Raw genomic sequence first — 26,211 nt, forward strand, 5'->3', positions numbered from 1 at the left:
CCCATGGAACTACGTCACCTGCGTTACTTCATTGCCGTTGCCGAAGAACTGCATTTCGGGCGCGCCGCGCTGGCGCTGGGCATCTCCCAGCCGCCCCTTAGTCAGCAGATCCAGGCGCTGGAGCAAGAGATTGGTGCGCGGCTGTTCAATCGCACCAATCGTCGCGTCGAACTGAGTGAAGCCGGACGTTTGTTTCTCGAAGAGGCTCGACAGGTGCTGGCCCAGGTCGACAAGGCCGCCGATGTCGCTCGCCGCGCACAGTTGGGCGAACTGGGCGAGCTGAAAATCGGCTTCACGTCATCGGCGCCTTTCAACTCCACCATCCCCCAGGCGATTTTCACGTTTCGCCAGCGCTTTCCCGCCGTCCACCTGAACCTGCGGGAAATGAGCAGCACCCAAGTGGCTGACGCCCTGGTGGACGAGGCAATCGAGGTGGGCATCATGCGCCCCTTGCCGCTGCCCGACTCTTTGCAGGAGATCGAATTGAGCCGCGAGCCGCTGGTGGCCGTGCTCAGTTCCAAGCATCCACTGGCCCAAGGCAGCGAAGACGGTCTGTTTCTCTCGGCGTTGGCCCAAGAGCCATTCGTGTTCTTCCCCCGCAGCTACGGCAGCGGCCTGTACGCGCAACTCCTGACGCTGGCCCGCGACGCCGGCTTCAGCCCGCACTTCGCCCAGGAAGCCGGGGAGGCCATGACCATCATCGGTCTGGTGGCGGCCGGGGTCGGGGTGTCGGTCCTGCCGGCGTCCTACCAGCGCATGCGTATTGACGGTGTGGTCTATAGACCGCTGCTTGACCCGGCGGCGGTGTCGGCGGTGTGGCTGGTGCAGCGCAAGGATCAGCGTTCGCCGATGGCGAGGGCGTTTGTGGCGTTGTTGACTGATAGGGGTCAATCTCTCGCGCCGGAAGAAGCCTGAATATTTGAATGAATCGGCCGATAACCCGTTGTTCGACCAACAAACCATGGAGAAACAGGATGTTCAAGCAGTTGACCTTCACCGCTTTGCTGGCAGTTGCCGCGCTGACCACAGGCTGCGCTTCGGTAAAAATGGCGGATGACACTCAGGATGCTCAGGCAAAAACATTCCAGACTGTTCCCGACAAATCCAACATTTACCTTTATCGCAACGAAAGCATGGGCGCCGGAGTAAAAATGCCGGTAACGCTCAACGGTAAACCTGTAGGCCAGACCGTCGCTAAGTCGTACTTGATGCTGTCAGTACCGGCTGGCCAGCAGACCTTGGTGTCATCAGCGGAAAACGACTCTGAGCTCAAGCTCAGCACAGAAGCCGGGAAAAACTATTTCGTCTGGCAGGAAGTGAAAGTGGGCTTCATCAAGGCACGTAACAACCTGCAGGTAGTTGATGAAGAAACCGGTCGCGCCGGGGTGGCTGAAAGCAAATTGATTCAAGCCCAGTAACTCGACTGGCTGCACCGAGCTGTTGTTGAAGGGCGCCCAATGGCGCCCTTCTTCGTTCATGGCCGCGGCATCGGCCCGGTACAAATCGGGCAGGAGAGTCGTCCACGAACAACGGTTTACTTAACCCTCCCAGACCGTCGCAGGCCTATTGACGTGATAGTCATAAAACCCTTGGAGGGTCCAGGTATCGCCCTTGCGTTCAAATGCGGCGCGCCACGCACCTCTGCCGCTCCCCGGGGATAGTTGGGCCATGTCGTACCAGTAGAATTTGTTGATTCTCTTGGTGGTGGCCCTGCCGGCGCGAATATCGTCCATGATTTCCGTTATTTTGGTTCTGGCCGCTTCCGGGAAACTGTTATACGACATCTGCGTTTCAGCCAGTATGCTGGCGCTTACCGTGAATTTTTCTTTGGTGGTCGAAGCTTCCGGTAGAGCAGAAGGCGTGCTGAGCGTGGGTGTTTTACCGGGCACTTTTTTTGACGGGACCTGCGTCACCACCTCGATATCAAAGGTGTCGTAGTTGGAGAGGTTCTTTGTAAAGTGGGTGATGTCGTCTTGGGTCACCAGTAACGTCTTTCGCAGCGACTTGCCTTTGTTGACGATGAGATAGGGAATTTTGTTGTTCCTGATTTCCGTCAGGAGGCCGGGTTTGTGTCTTTTTTTCATCTCCTCCCGGAAAATCTCGAGCTTTTTGCTTTTGTACTGCGCAAAGTTCTCAGGCGTTTTCTTGAATTTTTCCCTGGCGGCTTCTACTTCCGGTCCCTCCCCTGGAAAGTCGCTCCCCAGCTCGGCCCACACTCGGTTTTCGGCAGCGGCGACCACGTCATGGATATCATTCTGTATCCTGGTCATGGCGGCTTTCTTTTTCCCTTGTTCAGGGATGATCGTAATGAATAGCGCGCCAGTGAGATTGTCTGGCAGGGACGACATCATCATCTTGAAGTTGCCTTCGCTGTCGAAAAGTTCCCGCTTGAGCGGCAGGGTCATGTCGAAGATTTTTATTTTTTGGGCCGACGTGAACGTGGTGCCTTGGGATTCGAGATCTCGGGTGCAGAATTCTACTGCCTGCCACACGTTGTATTTGTACAGAAGGTTTTCGTGTGGAACCTTATGTTGTGCGAGGCCGTGCAGTCCTTTATTTATATAGTTCAGGCGTGATCGATAAGTGTCTATGTCACGTACGTTTATGTCGTCCATGCTTTCGCGCAGGATGCGTCCGGCCAGCTCCTCGGGCATCGCGTTAATGACTTTCCTTGCCGTTCTGAGCACTTCGCGCGAGGGCCAGTGATGATTGACCAGGACGGCCTCCACCAATGCGTTATAGGTTCTCTGTTCCGGGGTTTCCGGGGTGCGGCCGAACAGACTTTCTACGATACCGCCACCGCGCAACCGTCCCGGTTGTTCGACGTGCCAATGGCCATAGTTCCAAGTCATCCTTCGCTGATGGGTACGGTTGTCCGGTGCGTAGATGATCTGCTGGCCTTCTTGTACCGCAGTCTTGTAGTAACCGTTCCCCAGCTTCAGATACCCTTGCCCGCCGGCATCCCGATACCGGTCACGACCCTCGGGCACCAGCCCTTTGCCGTTGAAACCTTTGAGCAGGAACGGTTGCAGTGCCGGGTCCGGTATACGGGGGAGCGAAGACAACCTCGGACGCTCCGTGCCCCGGCGTCGCGCCGTGCGAGCCATGATCAGGTCTTGCCCGCCCTCTGCAAGTACTTCACCCAGCCCGCTGATAAAATCCCCCGCCCACTGGCCGAAGCTGCCGTCTTCATCCTTGATCGCCGACACCGCGACGCCGCCGGCCATTGTCGGCAGGATCGTGCGTCCCAGGACCCCGCCCAGGCGGCCCGCATAGAACATTGCCATCGCGCCGGTCAGTAACGTGACCCCTTTTCGGCGCCCTTGCTGCGCAGCCGTGCTGTCGCGCTCGGCATGGGTCACCGTCAGCGCATCAGCTGTTTTTAGGGCGTGGGTTATTTGCGTCTCGTGCAGTGTTTTAAGCAGGTTTCCTTTAACCACGGGCGAATAGACACTGGATGCAAAATCGTCCTGGACCCTGTGTTTGATCCATGAGAAGGCCGGTTGCGTGATCTTCTTGATCTTCTCGTTGAATGTCAGGGTTTCCGACGCCGGTACCAGGCTGGCAAGCTGATCGGCCTGCTCCGACAGTGGCAATTGCGAGATCAGCCATCGGGTCATTTCCAGCGTGGTGGTGAGCGTCTGCACCAGGGCCGCTTCCAACTCCCGGTCGCTTCCCGCATCTACGTCCCGGAACGTTTTGCCGTCCGGTGCGCCAGGTGTGTACAGCGTCAATGAAGGCCGGCTCGCAAGTTTCTTTACCCCGAATGCCAGCATCTCTTTGAGCACGCTGTCGCCCCACTGTATTTGTCGGACTACGACCTCGTGCCCGTTGACAGTGCGACGCCCCTCGGACTCAGGAGTGTCCAGCGCCGCCAGCACCAGGTTCAGCCCGGTATTGTCCTTGTCGTGTCTCAAGTCACCCGAGATATGGGCGGCCCAGGCCTGAGCCCGTATCTGTTTCGCTTTCACGGACATCCACTCGGCCTGCCGACGGCGCGCCGCGAGCTGCAGTTCGGCCGGTAGTCGGCCCCCTACGTTGGCTCGTTCAATGACCTCCACGATCTGCGTAAAACTCAGCGGTCCTTCTACCGTAACATGAGCGGCGTTGCGTTCGTCGGGGGTGAGGTTGGACATCGCCCACTCCGTCAGGGAGCGCCGGTCGTCAACTATCGCCTTGATCTTGTTCAGTGTGACCCCGGAGCCAAACGGGGACTCGCCCGTCGGTGCATGGGGGTCGACGATCTGCTTGCGTATGCTCAGAGAAATCTGGTCCGGGTCGGCCGGCGCGTATTTTTCCTTGATGAAGTCGGCAAGCAGCGTGCGGATCCGGTCCTGGAGAGCGTCGTGGGTAGCCAGGACCACCGGATCCGGCGGTGGTGATTTGTCTTCCACGGCTTTTTGCAGGTCCTGCACCGCCCTCCACCAGGCCACGCGCTCGCTACCGGTTACATTCGGGTTGGCGTGCAACCAGTCGTCGAGCTTTTTTTGATTCAACCGCCATTCTCGCTCGTCCATGGCCCCCGCCAGATCCAGCCTTTCCCGCAGGTTCGCCGCCGCGTCCATCCGGGCCACCCAGTTGCTGAGTTTTTCTCCCTGTGCCGGACCGCCCAGCAAAACGTTGCTCATGGCTGTTTTCTGCTCTGCCCGCAATTGAGTGACCAAGCGGGTAAGGAAGCTCTCTGCTATTGGCGCCGTGTCCACCTTGTCCTGAGCGTTGTCGTCCTTTGCCAGGCTGCGCTTCAACGTCGACAGGTCAGCATATGTTTCCAGTGGGTCGCCTGGGCGATAAAGCACCGCGCTTGCGGAGTTGTCTTGATTGTCATGCTGCGTCAGCGCAACGGCGTATGGCATCGGGACCTCGAACCCCCATCCTTCGGGAGTGATACTCAGGCTGTAGACCCCGGGTCGGAAACGCTCCGCCAGTTTGGCGCGAGACGCTGCGTCCGGCGCCGACAACCCAAGGTCCGTCAGCGCCTTGTGCATCGGCAGGCTCAGCATCCCGTCGAGCCGATGCAGATCCGCTTGCGCCCTGAGTTGTGCAGCGAACTCATCCGTCAGCCAGTCGCTGACGTTGCGGCCCTGGCTGAAGGGAGCAGGTTTGTCCCAGAAATCATCCAGCGCCTGTGTCAGGAGTTGTTCATAGGACTGCGGCGTGATGTGTAACAGCCGCTTGATCTCTTCCTTTGCGTCACGGCTATTCAGCGCCGCCGGCATTTGTGTAAGGCCGTCCTTGCCGGTGATGAGGTCGATGCTGCCTGATTCGAGAAAGAATTCGCGCGCATTCAACTGTCCAGCAACCGCACGCCAGAACAGCGTCTCGAGGGGGGCGGTATCCGTCACCGTCCGTTTGAAAACGGGTCCGTCGGCGGTGCGCTCGGAACTGGGAGTAACCTCGTCCTGTAACCTGCAAACCAGGATTTCTTCGACTGACACGCTGCCCGCCAGGGTGGGGAAGGCCCTTGTGAACCAATCCTCCAAGTGCTGCGCAGCCACCTTCGAGCCGTGTGGGACGGCGTCATTCAGGCGGATCATCTGCTGTTGCGAGGCGTCGAGTTGCTCTATCAGCTGCGCGCTAGCGGTTTGTATCGGGTTGTTCTCCTGCATGTTCTCTTCCTGAAAATAATCGGAAGGAACAACTTATTGAAGATGCACAAGGAAAGGGCGATATATAGATACCGCACATTGACGTATCCGCTGCGGTACGAAAAAGTGCCGACATTCAATACGCACACGGGTCTTTATTTGTTTCGTAAAAACGCCAGAATGGCTTCGCGGGTAAGCTGGGTTTTTTCTTCCAGTGGCCAATGCCCGGTATTGTTCAAGATCAGAGAGTGCGGTTGCGTAGTAATATGTTTGACCTGTTCGGCCAAGGTTTTGCCTCTTGAATGGTCACCACCCAGGGTGAGCACCGGCGTGGTCAACTTATGCTTGGCGAACGCCTGGTTGTCATTCACATCCTGTTCTACCCAGGCTGCATAAAGTTTGAAGGCCGCCTCCATACGTCCGGCCCGGGAATAATCCCTCACCAACGCCTCCTGAATCCAGTCAGGCACTGTAGGGTTACCAGGGAATACAAAGTCCTGAAAAAACATATTGAGATAGGTCTTTTCCCGACCTTGGATCATGTTGATGGCGGTCTTGCCGAAAAAGCGAAAGTGCCATTTGCTCGCAATACCGGCTGCGGGGTTTCCGTTGTAAGCAGTTTCCCACCCTGGGATGCCCGGAATAAATCCATCCATCAAGATAATGTGTTTGGTTTCATCCGGATAAAGCGCTGCGTAGGCATAGGCAATAATCAGCCCCATGTCATGGCCGATAATGTCAATGTGTTGAAAGTTCAAGTGAGCGATCAACCCACGCAAGTCGTGCGCCATGCTTTTTTTATCGTAGCCAGTATCCGATACCTCTGTTTTTCCAGCGCCCCGATAATCGGGAACGATAGGCGTGTAACCCGCACGCATCAGCGTCCCCATCAACGCTTCCCAATTGCACCAGCTTCCCGGAAATCCATGAACCAGCAACACCGGATGTTCGCCATCACCACCGATGAGATAGTGAAAACGGATGCCGTTGACATACGCATACTCACTTCTAAAAGTCGCCCCATCCACAACGATACTGCTGGGTGTTTTTGAAGCGGCTGACTGTTCCGGTAGTGGTTTTTTGTTCATGTGGCGTCCCACCTTGAACTCAAATAAAAGCTGAGCAGCGGCTTCCATGGCTAAGGCGATGGTATCGAAGCGTTAACCCGCCTTACTCTTTTTCAGGTTCTAAAAGATTGAAGCCATCCGAAATCTGTCGGTACTGTCAAAGATAACAGTCCCGACAAACGGCAAGAGTGCTTGTGGGGCGCGGCACCTGTGGTTACCTTCGAATCACTGCCAGCGCCGGAAAATCAACGAAGTGTTGACCCCGCCAAAAGCAAAGTTGTTATTCATCACGTACGTGTTGCTCATCGACCTGAACTCGTTGCGCAGGTAGTCGAGCTTGCCGCACTGGGGATCGACCTCATCGAGGTTGAAGGTGTGCACGTAGCGATCGCGGTTCATCATTTCGATGCTGAACCACGATTCCAGGGCTCCGCAGGCGCCGAGGGTATGCCCGAGAAAGCTCTTCTGCGAGCTGATGGGCATGTGTTCGCCAAACAGGCTGCTGGTGGCCAGGGTTTCGGCGATGTCGCCCTGTTCGGTGGCGGTGCCATGGCCGTTGACGTAGCCAATGGCAGACGGCTCGAGGTTGGCGTCCTGCAGGGCCAGTTCCATGGCCCGACGCATGGTGCTCAGTTCGGGACGGGTAGCGTGTTGACCGTCGGCGTTGCTGCCGAAGCCGACGATTTCGGCATGGATTCGCGCTCCTCGGGCCAAGGCGTGTTCCAGCTCCTCAAGTACCAGCATGCCGGCGCCTTCACCGATCACCAGACCATCGCGGTCCTTGTCATAGGGGCGCGGGCTGGTCTGCGGTGCATAATTTTTCAGGCTGGTGGCGTACAGCGCATCGAAGACCATCGCTTCGGTCGGGCAAAGTTCTTCCGCGCCACCGGCGAGCATCAGCGGCAGGCGACCGAACTTGATCGCCTCATAGGCATAGCCGATGCCATGGCTGCCGCTGGTGCAGGCGCTGGAGGTGGGGATCAGCCGTCCGGTAAGCCCGAAGAAGATACTGATATTGGCCGCCGTGGTGTGGGGCATCATCCGTACATAGGAGTTGGCGTTCAGCCCTTCGGCCACGCTGTTGAGCAACATGTTGCCGAACGCCTTGATCTCGTCGGTACTGCCGGTGGACGAGCCACAGGACACGCCCATGCGCCCGTCCTTGATCGACTCATCGCCCAACAGCCCCGCATCAGCCAGGGCCTGTTCCGCGGCGCCGACGGCCAGGCGCGATACCCGGCCCATGCTGCGCAGTTGTTTGCGCGTCCAGTGGGCCGGGACCTGGAAATCATCGACAGGTCCGGCCAGGCGAGTGTTCAGTTCGGTGAACCGGTCCCATTCATCCATGCGTCGTATGCCGCTGCGATTGGCGGCGAAGTTGGCGGCGATGGTTTCCCAGTCGCTGCCCAGAGAGGTGATGCCGGCCATGCCGGTAACGACGACGCGCTTCATCAGCACAGGCCTCCGTTGACGGCCAGGACCTGCCGGGTGATGTAGCCGGCCTCGGCGGACATCAGGAAATTCACCGCGCCCGCAACTTCTTCCGGGGTGCCCATGCGTTGGGCCGGGATCATTTTCATCAGTTCTTCCACGGGCACGTTTTCATCGAGCATGGCGGTATCGATCAGTCCGGGCGCGACGCAATTGACAGTGATCTTGCGCTTGCCCAACTCGATTGCCAACGCCTTTGCCGCGCCGATCAGGCCGGCTTTCGACGCGCTGTAATTGACCTGGCCGCGATTGCCGATCAGCCCCGAAACGGAGGTGATGCAAACGATTCGCCCAGCGGCGCGCCGACGGATCATCGGCATCATTACCGGGTGCAGGACGTTGTAGAAACCGTCCAGGTTGGTCCGCATCACCACATCCCAATCGTCCTCGCTCAAGGCGGGGAATGCGCCGTCGCGGGTCAGGCCGGCGTTGAGCACCACGCCGTAATAGGCGCCGTGGGTTTCTACATCCGCTTCGAGAATGGTTTTGCACGCGCTGCGGTCCGACACATCGAATTGCAGCACCCGGGCATTGCGGCCCAGGGCCTGGATTTCGACCTGGACGGCCTCGGCCTCGGCGCGCCCGCTGCGGCAATGCAGCACGATGTCGTGCCCGGCCTGGGCCAGGCGCAGGGCGATGGCACGGCCGATGCCACGGCTGGAGCCGGTGACCAGTACGGATTCAGTCATGGCGTATTTCCTGTTGCGGACGGTTCATGAAGGTAGTGAGCTGGCTGAGGTGGCCGGAACACATTCAACCGGGCCATGGCATGAATGCCCGGGGCGTTGATGTGGCATTCGAACACGCCCATGCCGTTGTCGTCTTCCAGCGAGCGTAAACCGTGGATGGTCAATTCGGTCCCGGCCGGGAAAAATTCGACATTGCATTCGAACTTGCGGGTGCCGAGCAAAAAACCCAGCTCCACGGCGTCGCCGCGACGGCGTGCATGACAACCGGCAAACGCGGCGACGCTTTGGGCCATCAACTCAATGCCGACCCAGGCAGGCAGCCCGCCGTCGTCGCGGCTGAACAACCCGCCGGGCTTGACGGTGGCGAGGGTGTGGATTTGCTCATCATCGAACGCCAGGACGCGGTCGATCAGAATCATGTCGCCGGCGTGGGGCAGCAGTTCGGCGAGCGGCCAGTCAATCATGGGGCGTCTCCGATAATCAGGCTGACGTTGTTGCCGCCGAAGGCGAAGGAGTTGCTCATCAGGCGGCGCGGTGCTGTCGGGTTCAGGCGGGTGCTGGTCGTTACCCACTTCAACGCCGGCAGTTGAGGATCGGCCTGGCCGTCCCAGACATGAGGCGGCAAGGCATGGGCAGTGTTTTGCGCACTCAGGCTCAACCAGCAGAACGCCGCTTCCAGCGCCCCGGCGGCCCCGAGGGTATGGCCGGTCATGGGCTTGGTCGACGAACAGGGCACTCCTGCTGGAAACAGCCCGGCCACTGCCTGGCTTTCCATGGCGTCGTTGTGTTGCGTGGCGGTGCCGTGCAGGTTCAGGTAATCGATCTGGCCGGGTTGCAGGCCGGCGCGACGCAAGGCTTTTTCCATGGCCTGGCGGGCGCCGCGACCACTGGGCTCCGGCGCTGAAATATGGTGGGCATCGGAGCTGGCGCCGTCACCCAGCAAGGCTATCGGTGCCGGATGGCCTGGCGTCCTGCTCATGAGAAACAGCACGGCGGCCTCGCCGATGTTGATGCCGCTGCGGTTGACCGAAAACGGATTACAGCGCTCGCCCGATACCGCTTCCAGGGCCGAAAAGCCGTTGAGGGTCAGTTTGCACAGGCTGTCCACGCCACCGCAAAGCACCGCATCGCACAGGCCCAGGTCGAGCAGGCGGCGGGCGCTCATCAAGGCCCGGGCGCTGGATGTGCAGGCGGTGGATATCACATAGGACGGTCCGCTCAGGTCCAGCCAGTCGGAAAGGAAGTTGGCCGGCGCGCTCAGCTCCTGTTGCTGGTAGTCGTAGCCGTCGGGGAAGTGCTGCTCACGCAGGTAATGGGCAATGCCCTGGCTGGCTTCATCGATGCCCGAGGTGCTGGTGCCCAGCACGATGCCGATGCGAGCGCGACCGTAGGTCTGGATGGCCTGATCGATCTCACCGCGAATCTGTAGCCCCGCTTCGAGCAACAACTGATTGTTGCGGCTGCGATGCGCGATCAGCGATTGCGGTATGCAAGTGAGTTCACCGGGTACCGAGGCCACCGGCAATTGGCGCTCGGCCACCCAGCCATCCTGCACGCGCACGCCGCCGCAGTCGCCGGCAAACAGGTTGCGCGCCACTTCATCTTTACCCCGGCCCAGGGCGCAAATCACCCCAAGGGCATTTAAATAAGCGGTCATGGGGTGCTCTCGGTCAACGGCATGATGCGGTAGTGCGGGCCTTCGTGCAGGCCCAGTTCAAAATTCAGCGGTTGCTTGTAGCGCACTTGCCAGCGTTGGCCCAGGGTTCGTTGCCGAGCCTCTTGCCGGGCGGTGGGGTAGTTGCCCGGCAGTTCGGTTTCGGGCGTCAGGGCAAACAGCAGCGCGGCGAAAAGCTCACGGGCTTCAGCGTTGGGTGGCAGCAGTCCGTCGGCTTGCCATTGGCCGTCCACCAGGCGTTGGCGGGCCAGGGGAATGCCCAGCGGGTCCATCATTGACCAGCGGATGCCGGCGCCTTCGCGCTGGATCACCAGCAGCCAATCCTGGCGCTGTCCGGCCAGTTGCCGCTCGACATGCAACTGCAGCGGCAGTGCCAGGGTTGGTGTGCGTTCCGGCAGCGGCGCCTGACTGGCGCAGGCGCTGAGCAACAGCAAGCAGCCAAAAAGCAGCGCACGAATCATTCGGCAGTCCCTTCAACGGGTTTACGGGCCACTACATTGATCAGGGTTTCCTCACGTTCACCAAAGGGCCGCGGGCGGCGCAGGCCGAAGCGTTCGAGAAGGCCGAAATCCTTGGCGCGGCTCCACCACAGATAGGGATACGAGACGTTGGCGGCCTCGAACTGGAAACCCTGACCGCGGATCATCTCCAGGTACTGCGCGGCACTTTTTTGCACATGCATGGGATGACGGAACAGCCAGCGGATCACCCAGGTATCGATGTAGGCCGCAGTGGACTCCGCGAACATCAGATAGCCGCCGGGCTTGAGCACGCGATAGAACTCGGCGAGGGCTCTTTCCTGCTCTACCAGGTGATGAAAGGTTTGATGGCAGAACAGCAGGTCGACGCTGTCATCAGGCACCGTCAATGTCGCGCAATCGCTGCCGACCAGTTCCACGGCCATGCCTTGGCGTGCAGCTTCCGCCAGGCTCAGGTCCAGGCTATGGGGGTCGGCGTCGACGCCGATCAGGCGTTGCGGGGCGAACACCTGGCGCAGGTATTGGAACGATTTGCCCTGGCCGCAACCGGCATCCAGCAGCACCGGGGCCACCGGCAACGGGCCGCTGAATAGGTTGCGCAGGTCATTGATCGCCACCCGCAGGACATGGTGCTGCCAGGTGTGGCTGCGCAGGAACCAGAAGCCGAAGCGGGTTTCTTCGACGTAGTTGTCGCTCAGGTAGCTCATGGCTGCTTTCTCATGGTGCCGGGCTCGCACAGATTTCCGACAGCATGCGCAGGCGCCGCTTGGGTTCGCTGACGAACGGATTGCGCTCATCCCAGGCGTACCCGGCCAGGATCGCGCTGATCATGCGGCGAATGTCTGGTGAGCCGTCGGTGTAGAAAATCACATCCTGGAAGGTGCCGGCGTACCAGCCTTCGACGTAGCAGCGGAAGGTATCGACGCCCCGTTTGAGTGGCTCGGCGAATTCGCTTTGCCAGTCCACGCGTTCGCCTTGCAACTGACGATGCAGTACACCCGCCGCCATGCTCGCTGAGCGCATGGCGATGGTCACGCCGGAAGAGAACACCGGGTCGAGGAATTCCGCGGCGTTGCCCAGCAGGGCGAACCCGGGACCATGCAGCGTTGTGACATTGGCCGAGTAACCGCCGATGGTTCTCGCCGGGGTGTCCCACACGGCATTCTTCAACACACCGGCCAGGCTTGGGGTTTCGTCGATGAAACCGCGCAGGCAGGCGTCGAGGTCGTCGGTACGCCCGGCAAAATGCTCTGCCGCCGCGACCACACCCACCGAACAGCGCCCGCCACTGAAAGGAATGGTCCAGAACCATACGTCGCGTTTGCTTGGGTGGGTGGTGATCAGGATTTTTTCCCGATCGAACGCCGGGGCGTCGATGCGATCTTCAATGTGGGTGAATACCGCTTGGCGTACCGGGAAATTCGACGGTGCCTCAAGGTCCAGCAAGCGCGGCAGGACCCGGCCATAGCCGCTGGCGTCGAGAACGAAGTCGGCTTCGACCAGGTACTCGCTGCCATCTTCGCGCTGCACGCCCAGTTGTGGGCTGGCAAGTGTGAAGTCGACGCGGGTGATGGCCTGCCCATAACGGATCTCGACACCTTGCAGCGCCGCCTGATCGGCCAGCAGCTTGTCGAAGTCGGCGCGCTGCACCTGGAAGGTGGTGGGCTTGCCTTTGCTGAAGGTATCGCCGAAATCGAAGGCGCTGTAGCGCTCGCCCCAGGCGAACGCCGCGCCGTTCTTGCGCTGAAACCCGGCGGCATTCACCGCGTCGAGCATGCCGGCCTCTTCGACGAAGTCCAGGCAATGGGACAACAGGCTTTCGCCGATGGAAAACCGTGGGAAATGCTGGCGCTCAATGACCAGCACATCGTGGCCCTTGCGCTTGAGCAGCGCGGCGGCGATAGCGCCAGAGGGGCCTGCGCCGATGACGACGACCTGTCGACGTTCCATTTCAACTGTTGGCACTGGAGCTCCTGGCCGGGACGGCAATCGAGGGAATACGGTGGAAGCCGGCCAGGGCCGGCAGCAATGTCGCGATCAGACCCATCAGCATCAGCGCAAAGTACAACGCCGGGCTGATGAGCTGTTGTTGTAGCAGCAGGTTGAGGAACACGATTTCACTCAAGCCGCGAATATTCAGCAAGACACTTTCGCGCCAGCGACTGGCGCCAGGGAACGAGGCCCCGGCCCAGCCCAGTCCCAGCCAGTTGCCCAGCAGTTTGCTGGCGATGGGTAACAACAGCAATGCGCCGATCTGCAGCCAATCGAGGCGACTCAGGGCGCTATGGACGTTGATCTGCACGATGCCGAAGGTGAGGATCAGCGGGATCGCCAGGTAGGTCTGCAAACCTTGCATCCAGTTCGCGTTGAGCGGCAACACCAGCGGCACCTTGAGCGCGGCCATGCACAGCAGATAACCGATGCCGACAATCAGCGCGTTGAGCCGGTAGTGTTCGGCCACCACCAGCAGGGCGAAAAAGATCCCGCTGTGCAGCAGCGGCTGGCGCAGGCCAAGCAGTCGCAACAGCAGCGGCACACAGGCGCCGGTCAACGGCAGCAACAGGCTGGCCAGGTGCAGGCTGCCTTGGGCCAGGGCGAACAGGCTCCAGCAAATCAAGTCGATCAGAATCGCGGTTTGCACCAGGCGCCGTGTGGCGGCGGGCGGGTAGTTGATGTGACACAGGTACAGGTACAGCACCGGGATGGCGGTGATCGCAAACAGAAGCCCCACCGCCAGGGAACTGATCCAGGGCTGTGGCGGCAGCAGCCAGAGTGCGGTCGCCAAACCGCAGGCGAAGGGAACGCCGAAGCTGGGCAGGGCGACTTTCACGCTCTGGCGGTCCAGCCGCAGGTCGATCACGTCGCTGAGGATGTGCCCCAGCAACAGGGCGAAGGCGAGGCTGTAGAGAGTGCTCAGCCACACCGGCGCCACCAGTTGCGCGCCGCTGAGCTGCCAGCCTGGCTCGATCCAGAAGTACATCAACAACGGCAGGCCAAACGTCGCCAACAGCAATTGGCTGACAATCGGGATTAGCCCGAAGCGACGGCCTATGACTGTCGCCATTGCGAACAGCCCCAGGGCCATGATCCAGAACATCAGGATGATCACTGGGCGGGCTCCGTAACCGCTGTCGCGTGGGCCTGATGCCCGGCCCACGGCGCCAGCATGAAACTGAAGGCCAGCCCCAGGCTGACCGCCAGGCCGAAGTTGCTCACCGCCGGCGTGCTGGAAACTGCCAACAGGCCGAACGACAACCAGGTGGTGACTGCCGCCAGCAGGGTGCCCAGCAGGCTCACCGCGGCGCCGCCAATCTGTTCGCGCATCAGGATCGCGTAATCGACGCCGATGGCGGTGACCAGCAACAGACCGAACAGCCCGAAAAGGGTCAGCGGCTGGCCCAGCCAGCCGAGGCTCGCCAGGCTGCACAGCGCCGCCAGCAACGGCAGGGCGACGACGCGAAGGGCGCCGCCGACGCCGAACGGCCAGGTCAATAACAGCAGGATGAGCACGCAGGAGGCCAGTTTCAATTCGGCGGCGCTGACTTGCGTGGCGGCAAAGACCCGGTTCAGGTCCCCCAGGCGATCGACCAGTTGTACGCCGGGCAGATCCAGCGTCTGGACCCTGAGTAGTGCTGCATCATTCAAACCTTGCAGGCTGACGACCGCCGCCACGCCGTCTGTCGTTGGACCGAGCCAGAGTGTGCGGTACGGTTCGGCCAGGGGGCCGGTCAGCGCGGTATCGATGTCGGTCACCGGCAAGGCCTGCAATTGTGCCAGTTCGGTTTGCAGTGCGTTGACCGGAACGCCCAGGTCCAGCAGCGGTTGCCAGAACGCCGGCAACCGGGCCAGGGCTTCACGCACTTTCTGCTGTTCGGCGGGAGGGCTGAGCAGTTGGTTCAGCGACAGGTAGCCCTCAAGCTTCTTCAGGGCAATCAACTGCTCCAATCGCTCGTTGAGCACCGTCTGACGCTCCAGTAGGTGTGACTGGTTATCGGCGCGGATCAGGAAAAACTGGCTGGTGGGTTGGAAACCGGTGATACGGGCGATGGCCTGGGCTTCGTCGGTCAACTGCTCGGGCGTGCCGATCCATTGGCGGATGTCGTTTTTCGTGGTCAGTTGCCAGAGGCCGCCGGCGCAGAAAATCAGCAAGAGACCCAACAAGACCGGTGTACGCACCCGCGCCAGCAACGCTTCGCGCGCCCTGAGCAGGTGTTCGCACAGCCGCAGCGGCCACTGGGCCGGGTGTAAGTCCACGCCCTTGAGCAGCGCCGGCAAGAGGCAAACCGCTGTCAGGTAAGCACCGATCAAACCGGCGGCGGAGAATATCGCGATCTGGGTCAGGGCCGGGAAAGGCGTCCAGGCCAGGGCTAGGTAGCCGATGCAGGTGGTCGCCAGGCTCAGGCTCAGCCCTGGCAGGGTTAGGCGCAGGGCCGACCAACTGCGCCACGGTTTGAGGCTCCAGCTTTTGGACAGGTAGTGCAGCGGGTAATCCACCGCCACACCGATCAGGCTGGAACCCAGCACCAGGGTCATGACATGCATGCGACCGAACAGCGCCACGCAGGCCACCGCCCCGAACAGAATGCCCACCAGTACCGGTACGAATGCCAGCCACGCTCGCAAGCGTCGGAAGGCCAGCAACAGCAATAGCAAAATGCCGATTGTCGCCCCGCCGCCGACCCAGGTGATTTCCCGCGAAGCCTGTTGTTGACCACTGGCGGCGTATAGCAGGCCGCTGGCCGCCAGCAATTGCCCTTGGGTCTGGCCCGCCTGAGCACGGCTGCGTTGCAGCAGGTCGGCCACTTGCAGCGGCAGGTCCATGTCGAAAGCGTTGCCATGGGTGCGGGCTCGCAACAGCACCCAGTGTTTGCCGTCGGCTTCAGCGATCAGCGCGCCGCTGCCCACGTCCAGCTGTATCGCTCCGCGTTGGGGCTGGCTGTTCTGGATGCGCCCGGTCAGGCCCAGCCAGTCGTCCTGGCTCGGCACCAGGCTGAAGCCGCTGAATGGATCGAAGAGCGCCTGCACCCGTTGCTGGATGAAAGCCTGGGGCTGATCGATCAGTTGTTGCCGATCCGCTGCCGAGAGCATTGCCAGTCGCCCTTCGAGCAATTGCGTGCGCAAGGCCGGCAGGTCGGCCTGCAACGTCCACTGGACCTTGTCGAACAAACCGCTGGCCTGCCACTGCTCGCCAAGGGTTTGCGCCAGAGTGATCGCCTGCTGGCGCTCGGTGTGCCCGACCAGTAGCAGCACCTCGCGGTTGAGGGGTTCTTGCATGCGTTGTTCGGCGATGAGTTCAAGCGCATCAGGAGCGGTACCGGGCACCAGCTCCATGAGGTTGGCCGACAGCGGCGCGCCATTGCGCCACTGCCAACCGGCCAGCGCCAGTACCGCCAACAGCAGAATCAGGAACAGCCGCGGAAGCCTGTGTTCACTCGGCAAAGTCATGTTGCTCCGCTTCGCTCAAGGCTTTCGTGTGGGTGCTGTCCTGCATGCGCAGCACGGTACGGTCACCCTGGGTTTCCAGCAGTTCGATGCGCTGCACCAGTTCGCCGCCATCGATGTTGATCTGCTTGAAGATTTGTTTGAGCAGCACCGAGCGCGGGGTCAAGGTGAGTTTCCACTGCTGCGGTTGGCCCGACAGATTGAGGTCGAAGTCCCGCTGCAGGCCGCTGCTGTCGCCCTGTAACACCGCAAGGAACAGACGATTCTGCTCGGCGCCGGCACTCTTGTTCGGCAGTGTCTGCCAGGTGCCGCCATCGCGCCGGGCGATTCCCTGGGGGGTGATGCGGTAATCCTGCTGCAGCGGGGTTTGCAGCAGCCACAGCAGGCCATGGTTTTTTGCCAATACGAAGCGGCCCTTGCTGGTGAGCGGCTGGGGCAGGGCGCGCAGGTGCTTTTCCTGGATGAACTGGCCGTGGATCACGTCCGGGCGCGCCAGTTGTTCGCTCAACTGTTGCAAGTCGAACGCCTGGGCCAAGGGCGACAGGCCCCCCAGCAGCAACCAGATGAACAGGCGCTTCACGGTAGTTTCCTCTCGACGGCTTGGACAAAGACCCGCGGTGAGGCCAATAGCATTTCGCGACTGGCGACGTCCACCGCCACTTGCACCGAGCTGGCGCGGGTCAGGCGTTCGCCGGTGCTCGCGTCGCTGATCAGGTAATTGATCTTCAGGCGGTTTTCCCATTCCACCAGGCTGGCGCGCACGGTCAGGGTCTGACCGAACACGGCGCTGCGCACGTAGCGCAGTTGCAGGTCGATCACCGGCCAGGCATGGCCGGAGGCGAGCATGTCGTTGTAGTTGTGGCCGATCAGGTCGAGCAAGGCGCAGCGGGCCACTTCCAGGTACTTGACGTAGTGACCGTGCCAGACCACGTTCATCGAATCGACATCGAAAAACGGCACCACGATCTGCGTTTCGACGTGCAACACCCCTTGGCTACGCATGCAGCCTCCAGTGTTGCTCGGCGATGCGCTGCAGGCACAGGCGCAATTCGCCTTCCAAGGCCCGGTCTTCGATGACCGGCGGGAAATCCACAGCCAGTTGTTCGTGCATGTCGGCCAGGGCCGGCGGCAGCGGTCGGGCATCTTCGGCACGGCTGCGCAACCACACGCCCTGGTTGGCGGCCAGCAGTGTCGCGGCGGCCACTTGTTCGGTCAGTTCCAGCACGCGGATCGCATCCCGGGCAGCGATGGTGCCCATGCTCACTTTGTCCTGGTTGTGGCATTCGGTGGAGCGCGAGAACACGCTGGCCGGCATGGTGTTTTTCAAGGCTTCGGCGGTCCAGGCGCTGGTGCCGATCTGCACCGCCTTGAAGCCATGGTTGAGCATCGCTCGCTCGGCGCTGGCGCCGGACAGGTTGCTTGGCAAACCGTGGTTGTAGCGTTCGTCGACCAATAGCGCGAGCTGGCGGTCCAGCAGATCGGCGACGTTGGCCACCAGATTCTTGAGGCTGTCCATGGCAAAGGCGATATGCCCGCCATAGAAATGCCCGCCGTGCAGTACGCGCTCGGCTTCGGCATCGATGATCGGGTTGTCGTTGGCGCTGTTGAGCTCGATTTCGATGAATGAACGTAACCAGTTCAGACTGTCGGCCAGCACGCCGAGCACGTGGGGGGCGCAGCGCAGGGAGTAGCGATCCTGCAGGCGATGCAGCGGCGCGGTGGGGGCGTCGATCGCCAGGTCTTTGCGCAGCCACGCGGCCACTTGCATCTGCCCCGGATGCGGCTTGGCGGCGAACAGGCGCTCGTCGAAGTGCTCCGGGTTGCCTTGCAGCGCGACCACGTTCAGCGCGGTGATGCGGGTCGCCAGTTGCAACAGGTAGTCGGCGCGGGCAAAGGCCAGGCAGGCCAGGCCGGTCATCACGGCGGTGCCGTTCATCAGCGCCAGGGCTTCCTTGGGCCGCAGCACCAGCGGCGTCCAGCCCAGTTCGCGATGCACATCGGCGGCGAGCCGACGTTCGTCGCGGTACATCACTTCCCGTTCGCCGGAGAGGGTGGCGGCGACATAGGACAGGGGCGTCAGGTCTCCGCTGGCGCCCACCGAGCCTTCTTCCGGAATCAGCGGCAGGATGTCATGTTCGAGAAAGGCCTGGAGCCGCTCCAGCAGTTCCACGCGCACCCCGGACACGCCGTGGCACAGTGACTGCAATCGCGCGGCCAGCACGGCGCGGGTGGCCTGCGGGTCCAGCAGTTTGCCCAGGCCGCAACCGTGGAACGTATACAAGTGACGGGGCAGGGCCTCGACGTGGTGCAACGGCACGGCTACCACGCAGGAGTCGCCGTAACCGGTGGTCACGCCGTAGATCACGCCTTCCTTGTCCAGCAAAGAGTCGAGGAATTGCGCACCCTTGGCGATGCGCTGGCGGAATGCCGGATCATCCTGCAACCGCGTCTGCACCTGACGATTGGCCAGGGCCAGTACGTCCTCGATGCGCAAGGGGTGTTCGCCGAAAGTTACCGGCTCAAGAGTGGGCATCGTCATCGGTCTTCCAGAAAGGGTAAAAGTTGAACCACTGTTGCGGTGCCTGGAGGCAATAGTGCGCCAGGCGCTGGGCGTAGAGGCCGGCCCAATGGGTGATGACCTGCTCGCGGTCGCTGCGTTTCCACACCACCGCCTCGGCAAAGGGTTCGAGGGTGACTCGATAGCGCCCCTCGTGCTTGAGGCACATCAGCAGGTTGATCGGGCATTTGAGCAGCCCGGCCAGCAGCCAGGGCCCTTGGGGAAATGCCGCCGGGCGCCCCATGAAGTCCACGGTCACGGTGCGTGCGCCGTGCAGCGGGATGCGGTCGCCGGCGATCGCCAGCCACTCGCCGCGCTCCAGGCGTTCGCTCAGTTGCAGCATGATCACCGGGTCCAGCTCGCTGACCTGGATCAGCCGCAGATGCGTGGCGCCGGCTTCCCCCAGCAAACGATTGAACTGTTCGGCGTGCTTGGTGTGCACCAGCACGTTCATGGTCACTTTCTCGCCCAGCTCGGCCAGGGCCCGGCACATTTCCAGGTTGCCCAGGTGCGCCCCCACCAGCATCTGCCCACGGCCATCGCGCAAGTGATTGCGCAGCAATGCCGGATCGACGATGTCGATCTGTTCCAGGCTCAGTTTGCCGTTCCAGACGTCGAGCTTGTCCAGCAGGGAGTCGGCAAACGCCATGAACTGCCCGAACACTCGCCAATGGCTGGGGCGCAGCTCGGTGCGGCCGCTCCAGTCGGCCAGGTGCTGCTGGTATTGCCAGGCTGCCTGCCGGGCGCTGCGGCCGAAAATGAAGAAGTACAGGACGATGCCGTAGAGCAACGGGCTCAATAAGCGGCGGCCCAATACCTTGGCGGCGAACGCAGTGAGTTTCATCAGCCAGAAACTGCCGCGCTCCTGGCGGTCGGCCCAGTGCTGCTTGTCTGTCTCAAGGCTCATGTTCGCCACCGTCGCCAGAGAATCAGGGGAGAGCGCACCAGCATGCCGAAGAACAACCGGGTGTGCATGCTGGAAATCAGTACGTTGTCGTGGAACAGGCGAAAGTGCGAAACCCCGTCCAAGGGGTAGTGAACCCGGGTACGCACCCAGCGCATCGGTTGATTGCGCCAGGCCAGGCGCACCAGGATGTCGGAGTCGAAATCCATGCGCTTGCCAATGTTCGCCGAATCGATCAGCGTCAGGACCGGTGGCAAGGGGTAGACCCGAAACCCGCACATCGAGTCGCGGATTTGCAGGGACAGGCTGTTGATCCAGACCATGACATGCGTCAGGTAGCGTGCATACAAGCGGCCTTTGGGCACGCTTTCATCGTATTGCGGATAACCGCAGATCAGCGCCTGCGGGTGGGCGCGGGATTGCTCGATGAAGTTCCTCACGTCGCCAAGATCGTGTTGCCCGTCGGCATCGACCTGCAGGGCGTGGCTGAAGCCCAGGCGCGACGCTTCCCGCAGACCGGTCATCACCGCGCCACCCTTGCCTTGATTGATTGCCAGCCTGACCAGATGAACCTGCTCGCCCTCGGCCAGCCGCTCCAATACCGCCGCGCAGGCCGGGCTGCTGGCGTCGTCCACCAGCACGCAGGGCAAACCGTCGGCGAGCAGTGCCTGCACCACGGTCGCGATGGCGGTTTCGTGGTTGTAGACCGGGATGACGGCGCAGGGGTTATGCATAGAACCTACCCTTTTGACGGGGGAGCTTGCTGGCACTGTAGGCGCTGCCGAAGGCTGCGATCCTTTGATCTTTCGCTTTGCACTCAATTGATAGGGACAAGATCGCAGCCTCGTTGCACTCGACAGCTCCTACGTAACCCCGCGGGAGCAAGCGCCCTCGCCACAGGAGGGCGGTGCGATTAATCATCGGCCACCCCCAGGACGATCCGCCCACTCGAACAGGCCGCCGTGTCATTGCGATAAGCGAAATACAGCTTGCCGCGCTCGCGGTCGAAACGCAGGTGCAGCTGGATTTCATCGCCGGGGCGCATCAGTTGCTGGAACTTCAGCACTTCCATGCCGACGAACCGCGGTGGCAGGTCCATCAGTTGTCGGCCCAGGCTCAAGGCCCAGTCGACCTGCACCACACCGGGCAGTACCGGTGCGGTGGGAAAGTGGCCGCTGAAATACGCCAGGTCCGGGGGCACTAGCAGTTGCAGGCTCCATTGCCCGTCGGTTTCGACCTGTTCGAGCACTTGCGGGGCTTTGGGGCGCGCAGCCATCAGCAGGGCTTCGACTTCGGCCTGGGGCAGCTTGCCTTGGGCGTTGAGCGGCAACTGCCGCAGCCAGCGCCAGCGCCGAGGCAAGGCGAGGGTTTCGCAGTGTTCGCTCAAGTGACGACGCAAGGCCTCGGTCACGGCGCGTCGACCCAGGTTGCGCAAGGCGTGCAGGCCGCTTTCGCTCAGCACCAGCAGCGCCCCGAGGGAGGCGCGATTTTCCTGGACCACCCCCATTCGGGCTTCGCTGACCCAGTCGTGGGCCATCAACGCCTGTTCCAGCATGGGCAGTGAGATGCGTTTTTCTTCAAGCTTGACGATGCGATCCAGCCGTCCGAGCAGTTCGAAGCGTCCATCCTCGGCGATCCGCGCTGCGTCGGCGGTGTGTTCCACATGTCCGGCCGGCAGATAAGGTGAGGCGATCAGCAAGGCGCCGTCACTGTCCTGGCTCAGCTTTACGTCGGCGAAGGGCTGCCATAAGCCTGCGCCCTGACGCCAGGCGATGCCGCCGGTTTCCGAACTGCCAAAGATTTCTGTCGGCCATTGCCCCAGTCGCTGGTGCAGGCTTTGGGCAGCCTCGGTCGGCAAGGCTCCTCCAGAGGAAAATACCCGGCGTACGCAGCTCAATGCTGGCCAGTCGAGGTTATCGCCCATGCGCTTGAGCAAGGCCGGGCTGGCGACCCAGGCAAAAGCCGGATACTGACGGCTGGCGCGTTGCAGGTCTTCGGGAAAGGCCAGTTGCCGGCGCACGAATGTACGCCCGGCGCACAGCGGCCACAGCACCCGAAACAGCAGGCCATAGATGTGCTGGGTAGCGACGCTGCCGATCATGCAGGCCGGGCCCAGGTCGGCACCCCACAATTGCTCCAGAGCCTGGACTTCGTTACTCAACTGACGCAGGGTTTTCTCGATGCGCTTGGGCTCGCCGCTTGACCCGGAGGTGCACAGGCTCAGGCAGCACTGATCGAGGTCCAATTCAGTGGCCTCAAGGGGGGCTAGTCGCAGATCGTCGAGACGGATGTCCGTGGGTTGATCGGTCAACCACAGGTCGACGTCCGCCGACCAGCGCTGGCGGGTCTGGGCTTGCAGGTCGGCGGGAAGCAGGACGCTGGCCCCGGCGCGCCAGGCACCGAGCAGGGCCACCGCCAGGTCGGCGGCGTCTTCCAGGTGCACCGCTAGGCGCCGTACGCCGCGGGCCTGCAGACCAGCGGCCAGGCTCAGCGCCGCGTCCCGCAGTTGCGAGTGGCTCAGCGCCGGGTCGACGGCCACAGCACGTTCCGGCTGGGCTGTGAGCAACATCTGCTCAAGTGTTATCCAATTCATGGGCGGCCTCTTACCCGTTGTCGTATAAGCCATTCAATGGCAAACAGCAGCCCCATCAATCCGTAGGAAATCAGGCCGGTGTACAACATCCACCAGCTCAGCGGCGCCCAGAGGGTCAGGGCGGCGGCGAGCAAGCCGTTACACAGGAAAAACACACTCCAGACCACCGTGACCTGGCGGGTATACACCACCGCGTTGGCCGGTAGCTGCGGTTCGCGCAGGCGCGCCAGGCGCTCGACCATCGGCGGACCGTATTTCAGGCTCAGGGTGAACAGCCCGAGCATGAAGGCGCTGATCAGCACCGGATACCAGCGCAGCAGGAGCGGGCTGTCGAACAGCGCGAGCAATACACTGAAGGCAATCGCGGTAACCGCCATCCAGCGGCTGCCGGGCCCGCCTTTGCCGAGCAAAGTCCGGGCCAGCCACAGGCTACCCAGCAGCAGGCCGAACTGCCATGGGGCGAAATACTCCATGCCGAAATACACCGCAAAGGGGTACAACAGGCCCACCAGCAGCAGGCCTAGGCCAATCAGCCGGGTCATGCGGCCGGTTGAACCAGTCGATAGACCGCCTCGACCACGTCGTTGACGGTGCGCACCGACTTGAATTCTTCGGCGGCGATCTTCTTGCCGGTCTGGCGCTTGATGTGATCGATCAGGTCGACCGCGTCGATGCTGTCGATTTCCAGGTCCTGGTACAGGTTCGACTCCAGTGTCACGCGCTCAGGGTCCAGCTCGAAAAGCTCGACCAGAGCATCGCGCAGGGTGTTGAAAATGTCGTCACGAGTTTGCATGGTCCGGTCTCAGGCTACGCGATTTGCAGTGACGAAGGCCGCAAGGCTTGCCACATTGCTGAAATGGTTGCGGGTGTCCTTGGCATCGGCATCGATCTTGATGCCGTACTCTCTTTGGATCGCCAGGCCCAGCTCCAGGGCATCCACCGAGTCCAGGCCCAGGCCTTCGCCGAAGAGGGTCTGATGGTCGCCGATATCGTCGGTGCTGATGTCCTCCAGGCCGAGGGCATCAATGATCAGCTGTTTGATGTCATGGTGCAGATCGCTCATCTTCGGCGAGCTCCTTGATGTAATAGTGATGCAGAAAATCGTTGAGCCTGCGCGAAGCCTGCGGCGCAGGGCCGAGCGCGGCGAACGCCTGTGGATCTATATCGGCCCCCACGCGGAAACTGAAGTGCACGCGGCGCTGAGGGATGCGATACCAGGGATCGGCCTTGGTCAAAGTGGTGGGGCTGACCTTGATGGTCACCGGAGTGAGGATTTTCGCACCTCGCAGCGCGATGGCCGCTGCGCCCCGATGAAAGGCCGGCGGTTGGCCTGGCCGAGTACGGGTGCCTTCGGGGAACACGATCAGGCTCTGGCCGTCCTGCAGGGCGTTGCTGGCGGCATCGAGCATGTCCATGCTGCCGTCGTTGCTGATGTATTGGGTCGAGCGCAGCGGGCCGCGGGTGAAGGGGTTGTCCCACAGGCTCTGCTTGACCACGCAGTTGGCGTCGCGCACCAGGCCGATCAGGAACACCACGTCGATCAGCGACGGATGGTTGGCGATGATCATTTGCCCGGGGCGACCGAGTTTCTCCGCACCGTCGATCTGGTACGTGAGCACGCCGGTGCGGGCCATGAAACGGATAAAGAACCAGAACAATCGCCCCACGGTACGGCGGGCTCGCAGGCGGTGGGCCTGGGCGTCGCCGGGCAGCCAGGTCAACAGTGGAAACACCAGCAATCGCAGGCACAGCCCGCCCAGCCCGAACAGGACGAAGCTTGCCGCGGTCGCGATCAGGCGCCAGTAGTAGGCGTCGCGATGTTTACCGTTCACCGGTTGCGTTGCCAGGTCCATACACGATTCTTCCAGGCATGTTGGCAGGTGGATAGGTTGTTCAGCAGCGTACGCAACAAACCCAGGGCATGGGGCCAGTCGCTGGCGGGCCTTTGATCGGTCTGGGTGGACAGGTCCAGTTGCCAATCGTCGCCTGGAGTCAACAGCAAGCCCACTGCATAGGGGAAGGGCACATCGTTGACCCAGGGAGCGTAGACCTGGGGTGGCTGCTCTTCGGCGATCACCAGCAGCACCGCCGCCGCTCCCTCGTTCAGCAGCGCGACGGCTTCCAGGATCCCGTGTTCCAGCCCGTCGCCCGTGGCCGCCAGGGCGGTCATTTCGCTGGTTTCGCCGCGCAGGATCGACCACAGCCCGATCACGGCGTTATGCACCGACAGGCTGAATTGAGTCGGCGATAACGGTTGGTTGGCTGCCAGGTCCTTGAGAATCTCAAACGTGCGCGGGGTTTCGCCATGGCGGGAAATAAAGACCAACGGCAGGTTCGGCCGGCCTTCGGCCAGTGGCCAGCCCACGCTGAAAGCCATCCGCGCCAGGCGACTGAGGCGACGGCGCTGCATGGCCGGCAGAAACGAAACGTCAGGGGCGGCATCGCTGGCGGGCAACACGACCGGCTGTCGGCTCCATGCCTGCCAGTCGTCCACGCTTTCGAGCCCAGGGGCCCACGCGCGCCATTGGGCGATGTTGAAATTGATCACAAATACACCCCACCCCTGCGGGCTTTTATTGTCACGGTTCAGTGGTTTGACCCGCGTCCAACCCTGCATGGTCTTGCGACCCAAGTGGCGCGCATTATCCGGGTGCGGTTGGCTTGTAGCAAATGCTGGTTACATTTTGCTCAGCGAAATGTACCGGTTCGTTCGTCCAGGCGCAGACAAGAGCCATTGTCGCGATTATGACGAGCATGTCTGTCGGATGTTTCTCTGATTATCGAGGTGAATGGATGCTCCATTGTTCGAAAAAGCCACCGACCTTGTGGTCCGGCCACACCGAAGGTAGCGAAGCGGTATCGTGGCCTACTACACTCGGGAATCTTTGATACACGGAGGTTTTGACATGCGGCGCGTGGTGTTCAATCAGAAAGGTGGCGTGGGCAAGTCCAGCATCGCCTGCAATCTGGCAGCGGTCAGTGCCAGCGAGGGGTATCGCACGCTGTTGGTGGACCTGGATGCCCAGGCCAATTCCACTCAATACCTGACGGGCCTTACCGGCGACGACATCCCCATGGGGATTGCCGATTTCTTCAAGCAAACCCTGTCGTCCGGGCCCTTCTCGAAAAAGAACAAGGTGGATATCTACGAAACGCCATTCGACAACCTGCACGTCATCACCGCCACCGCCGAGCTGACGGATCTGCAACCCAAGCTTGAGGCGAAACACAAGATCAACAAACTGCGCAAGTTGCTCGAAGAGCTGGATGAGGATTACGACCGGATTTATCTGGATACCCCGCCCGCTTTGAATTTCTATGCGGTTTCGGCACTGATCGCCGCTGATCGTGTGCTGATTCCCTTCGATTGCGATAGTTTTTCCCGTCAGGCGTTGTACGGGCTGTTGGCGGAAATAGAAGAACTCAAGGACGACCACAACGAAGGGCTTGAGGTCGAAGGCATCGTCGTCAATCAGTTCCAGGCGCGGGCCAGCCTGCCGCAGCAGATCCTTGACGAGCTCATTGCCGAAGGCTTGCCGGTTCTACCGGTGTACCTGAGCAGCTCGGTGCGCATGCGTGAATCCCATCAGGCGAGCTTGCCACTGATCCATCTGGACCCGCGTCACAAGCTGACCCAGCAGTTCATGGAGTTGCATAGCTTGCTGGAAAGCGCCTGATTCTGGCCCGTGCCAAACCAAGGTGGGAGCGGGCTTGCTCGCGAATGCGGTG

25 protein-coding genes are annotated in these 26,211 nt (G+C 61.5%); 3 read left to right on the top strand and 22 right to left on the bottom strand.

What is annotated here, in order from left to right; all coding sequences use genetic code 11:
• Positions 1-3 precede the first annotated feature (3 nt).
• Complete coding sequence (locus HU811_RS04020; RefSeq protein WP_092395568.1) at positions 4-915, top strand: LysR family transcriptional regulator; 912 nt, start codon at positions 4-6, stop codon at positions 913-915.
• Between the two features lie 59 nt (positions 916-974).
• The gene (locus tag HU811_RS04025; RefSeq protein ID WP_092395570.1) at positions 975-1,418 is read left to right on the top strand and encodes a DUF2846 domain-containing protein; all 444 of its coding nucleotides are present in this window, start codon (positions 975-977) and stop codon (positions 1,416-1,418) included.
• A gap of 120 nt (positions 1,419-1,538) precedes the next feature.
• On the opposite strand, the gene HU811_RS04030 is transcribed toward HU811_RS04025, so the two are convergent.
• From HU811_RS04030 to HU811_RS04135, 22 genes are all read right to left on the bottom strand, one after another.
• Complete coding sequence (locus tag HU811_RS04030) at positions 1,539-5,606, bottom strand: dermonecrotic toxin domain-containing protein (protein WP_186654129.1); 4,068 nt, start codon at positions 5,604-5,606, stop codon at positions 1,539-1,541.
• Between the two features lie 134 nt (positions 5,607-5,740).
• A complete protein-coding gene (locus tag HU811_RS04035; protein WP_186654132.1) occupies positions 5,741-6,673 on the bottom strand; it encodes an alpha/beta fold hydrolase in 933 nt (310 codons plus the stop codon).
• Positions 6,674-6,877: 204 nt separating this feature from the next.
• Positions 6,878-8,104, bottom strand: a complete 1,227-nt coding sequence (locus tag HU811_RS04040) for a beta-ketoacyl-ACP synthase (protein WP_186654135.1) — start codon at positions 8,102-8,104, stop codon at positions 6,878-6,880.
• Positions 8,104-8,832, bottom strand: coding sequence for a 3-oxoacyl-ACP reductase FabG (gene fabG / locus HU811_RS04045; protein WP_092395580.1), 729 nt, complete (start codon positions 8,830-8,832; stop codon positions 8,104-8,106). Before fabG ends, HU811_RS04040 begins: the two co-directional genes overlap by 1 nt.
• Entirely contained in the window at positions 8,829-9,296 is a 468-nt protein-coding gene (locus HU811_RS04050; RefSeq protein WP_047225951.1) for a hotdog family protein, read from the bottom strand. Before HU811_RS04050 ends, fabG begins: the two co-directional genes overlap by 4 nt.
• Positions 9,293-10,489 (bottom strand): beta-ketoacyl-[acyl-carrier-protein] synthase family protein, encoded by a 1,197-nt coding sequence (locus HU811_RS04055; RefSeq protein ID WP_186654138.1) that lies wholly within the window; start codon positions 10,487-10,489, stop codon positions 9,293-9,295. Before HU811_RS04055 ends, HU811_RS04050 begins: the two co-directional genes overlap by 4 nt.
• Positions 10,486-10,968 carry a DUF3261 domain-containing protein gene (locus HU811_RS04060; protein ID WP_092395586.1) on the bottom strand — a complete coding sequence of 161 codons (483 nt, stop codon included), beginning with the start codon at positions 10,966-10,968 and terminating at the stop codon, positions 10,486-10,488. Before HU811_RS04060 ends, HU811_RS04055 begins: the two co-directional genes overlap by 4 nt.
• Entirely contained in the window at positions 10,965-11,693 is a 729-nt protein-coding gene (locus tag HU811_RS04065; protein WP_186654140.1) for a class I SAM-dependent methyltransferase, read from the bottom strand. The genes HU811_RS04060 and HU811_RS04065 overlap by 4 nt, the downstream gene beginning before the upstream one ends.
• A gap of 10 nt (positions 11,694-11,703) precedes the next feature.
• Positions 11,704-12,951 (bottom strand): NAD(P)/FAD-dependent oxidoreductase, encoded by a 1,248-nt coding sequence (locus HU811_RS04070; protein WP_186654143.1) that lies wholly within the window; start codon positions 12,949-12,951, stop codon positions 11,704-11,706.
• Positions 12,938-14,095 carry a cation:proton antiporter gene (locus HU811_RS04075; protein WP_186654145.1) on the bottom strand — a complete coding sequence of 386 codons (1,158 nt, stop codon included), beginning with the start codon at positions 14,093-14,095 and terminating at the stop codon, positions 12,938-12,940. The genes HU811_RS04070 and HU811_RS04075 overlap by 14 nt, the downstream gene beginning before the upstream one ends.
• Positions 14,092-16,431, bottom strand: a complete 2,340-nt coding sequence (locus tag HU811_RS04080; RefSeq protein ID WP_186654148.1) for an MMPL family transporter — start codon at positions 16,429-16,431, stop codon at positions 14,092-14,094. The genes HU811_RS04075 and HU811_RS04080 overlap by 4 nt, the downstream gene beginning before the upstream one ends.
• Positions 16,415-17,008 carry an outer membrane lipoprotein carrier protein LolA gene (locus tag HU811_RS04085; protein ID WP_186654151.1) on the bottom strand — a complete coding sequence of 198 codons (594 nt, stop codon included), beginning with the start codon at positions 17,006-17,008 and terminating at the stop codon, positions 16,415-16,417. The genes HU811_RS04080 and HU811_RS04085 overlap by 17 nt, the downstream gene beginning before the upstream one ends.
• A complete protein-coding gene (locus HU811_RS04090; RefSeq protein ID WP_092452512.1) occupies positions 17,005-17,430 on the bottom strand; it encodes an acyl-CoA thioesterase in 426 nt (141 codons plus the stop codon). The genes HU811_RS04085 and HU811_RS04090 overlap by 4 nt, the downstream gene beginning before the upstream one ends.
• On the bottom strand, positions 17,423-18,967 hold the full coding sequence (locus HU811_RS04095) for an HAL/PAL/TAL family ammonia-lyase (protein WP_186654154.1): 1,545 nt from the start codon (positions 18,965-18,967) through the stop codon (positions 17,423-17,425). Before HU811_RS04095 ends, HU811_RS04090 begins: the two co-directional genes overlap by 8 nt.
• The gene (locus HU811_RS04100; RefSeq protein ID WP_186654156.1) at positions 18,948-19,892 is read right to left on the bottom strand and encodes a lysophospholipid acyltransferase family protein; all 945 of its coding nucleotides are present in this window, start codon (positions 19,890-19,892) and stop codon (positions 18,948-18,950) included. Before HU811_RS04100 ends, HU811_RS04095 begins: the two co-directional genes overlap by 20 nt.
• On the bottom strand, positions 19,889-20,623 hold the full coding sequence (locus tag HU811_RS04105) for a glycosyltransferase family 2 protein (RefSeq protein ID WP_186654158.1): 735 nt from the start codon (positions 20,621-20,623) through the stop codon (positions 19,889-19,891). The genes HU811_RS04100 and HU811_RS04105 overlap by 4 nt, the downstream gene beginning before the upstream one ends.
• 179 nt (positions 20,624-20,802) lie before the next feature.
• Positions 20,803-22,482, bottom strand: coding sequence for an ApeI family dehydratase (locus HU811_RS04110; protein WP_186654161.1), 1,680 nt, complete (start codon positions 22,480-22,482; stop codon positions 20,803-20,805).
• A complete protein-coding gene (locus tag HU811_RS04115) occupies positions 22,479-23,024 on the bottom strand; it encodes a COG4648 family protein (protein ID WP_186654163.1) in 546 nt (181 codons plus the stop codon). The genes HU811_RS04110 and HU811_RS04115 overlap by 4 nt, the downstream gene beginning before the upstream one ends.
• Positions 23,021-23,275: an acyl carrier protein gene (locus tag HU811_RS04120; RefSeq protein ID WP_030140951.1), complete on the bottom strand. Its 255-nt coding sequence runs from the start codon at positions 23,273-23,275 to the stop codon at positions 23,021-23,023. The genes HU811_RS04115 and HU811_RS04120 overlap by 4 nt, the downstream gene beginning before the upstream one ends.
• Before the next feature lie 9 nt (positions 23,276-23,284).
• The gene (locus HU811_RS04125) at positions 23,285-23,545 is read right to left on the bottom strand and encodes a phosphopantetheine-binding protein (protein ID WP_047225937.1); all 261 of its coding nucleotides are present in this window, start codon (positions 23,543-23,545) and stop codon (positions 23,285-23,287) included.
• A complete protein-coding gene (locus tag HU811_RS04130) occupies positions 23,526-24,335 on the bottom strand; it encodes a lysophospholipid acyltransferase family protein (protein ID WP_186654166.1) in 810 nt (269 codons plus the stop codon). The genes HU811_RS04125 and HU811_RS04130 overlap by 20 nt, the downstream gene beginning before the upstream one ends.
• Entirely contained in the window at positions 24,311-25,030 is a 720-nt protein-coding gene (locus tag HU811_RS04135) for a beta-ketoacyl synthase chain length factor (protein WP_092396004.1), read from the bottom strand. The genes HU811_RS04130 and HU811_RS04135 overlap by 25 nt, the downstream gene beginning before the upstream one ends.
• Before the next feature lie 358 nt (positions 25,031-25,388).
• On the opposite strand from HU811_RS04135, the gene HU811_RS04140 reads away from it, so the two are divergent.
• Complete coding sequence (locus tag HU811_RS04140; RefSeq protein WP_092395612.1) at positions 25,389-26,159, top strand: ParA family protein; 771 nt, start codon at positions 25,389-25,391, stop codon at positions 26,157-26,159.
• Positions 26,160-26,211: the final 52 nt, after the last annotated feature.

This window comes from Pseudomonas tehranensis (assembly GCF_014268615.1).
Classification (GTDB): Bacteria; Pseudomonadota; Gammaproteobacteria; order Pseudomonadales; family Pseudomonadaceae; genus Aquipseudomonas; species Aquipseudomonas tehranensis.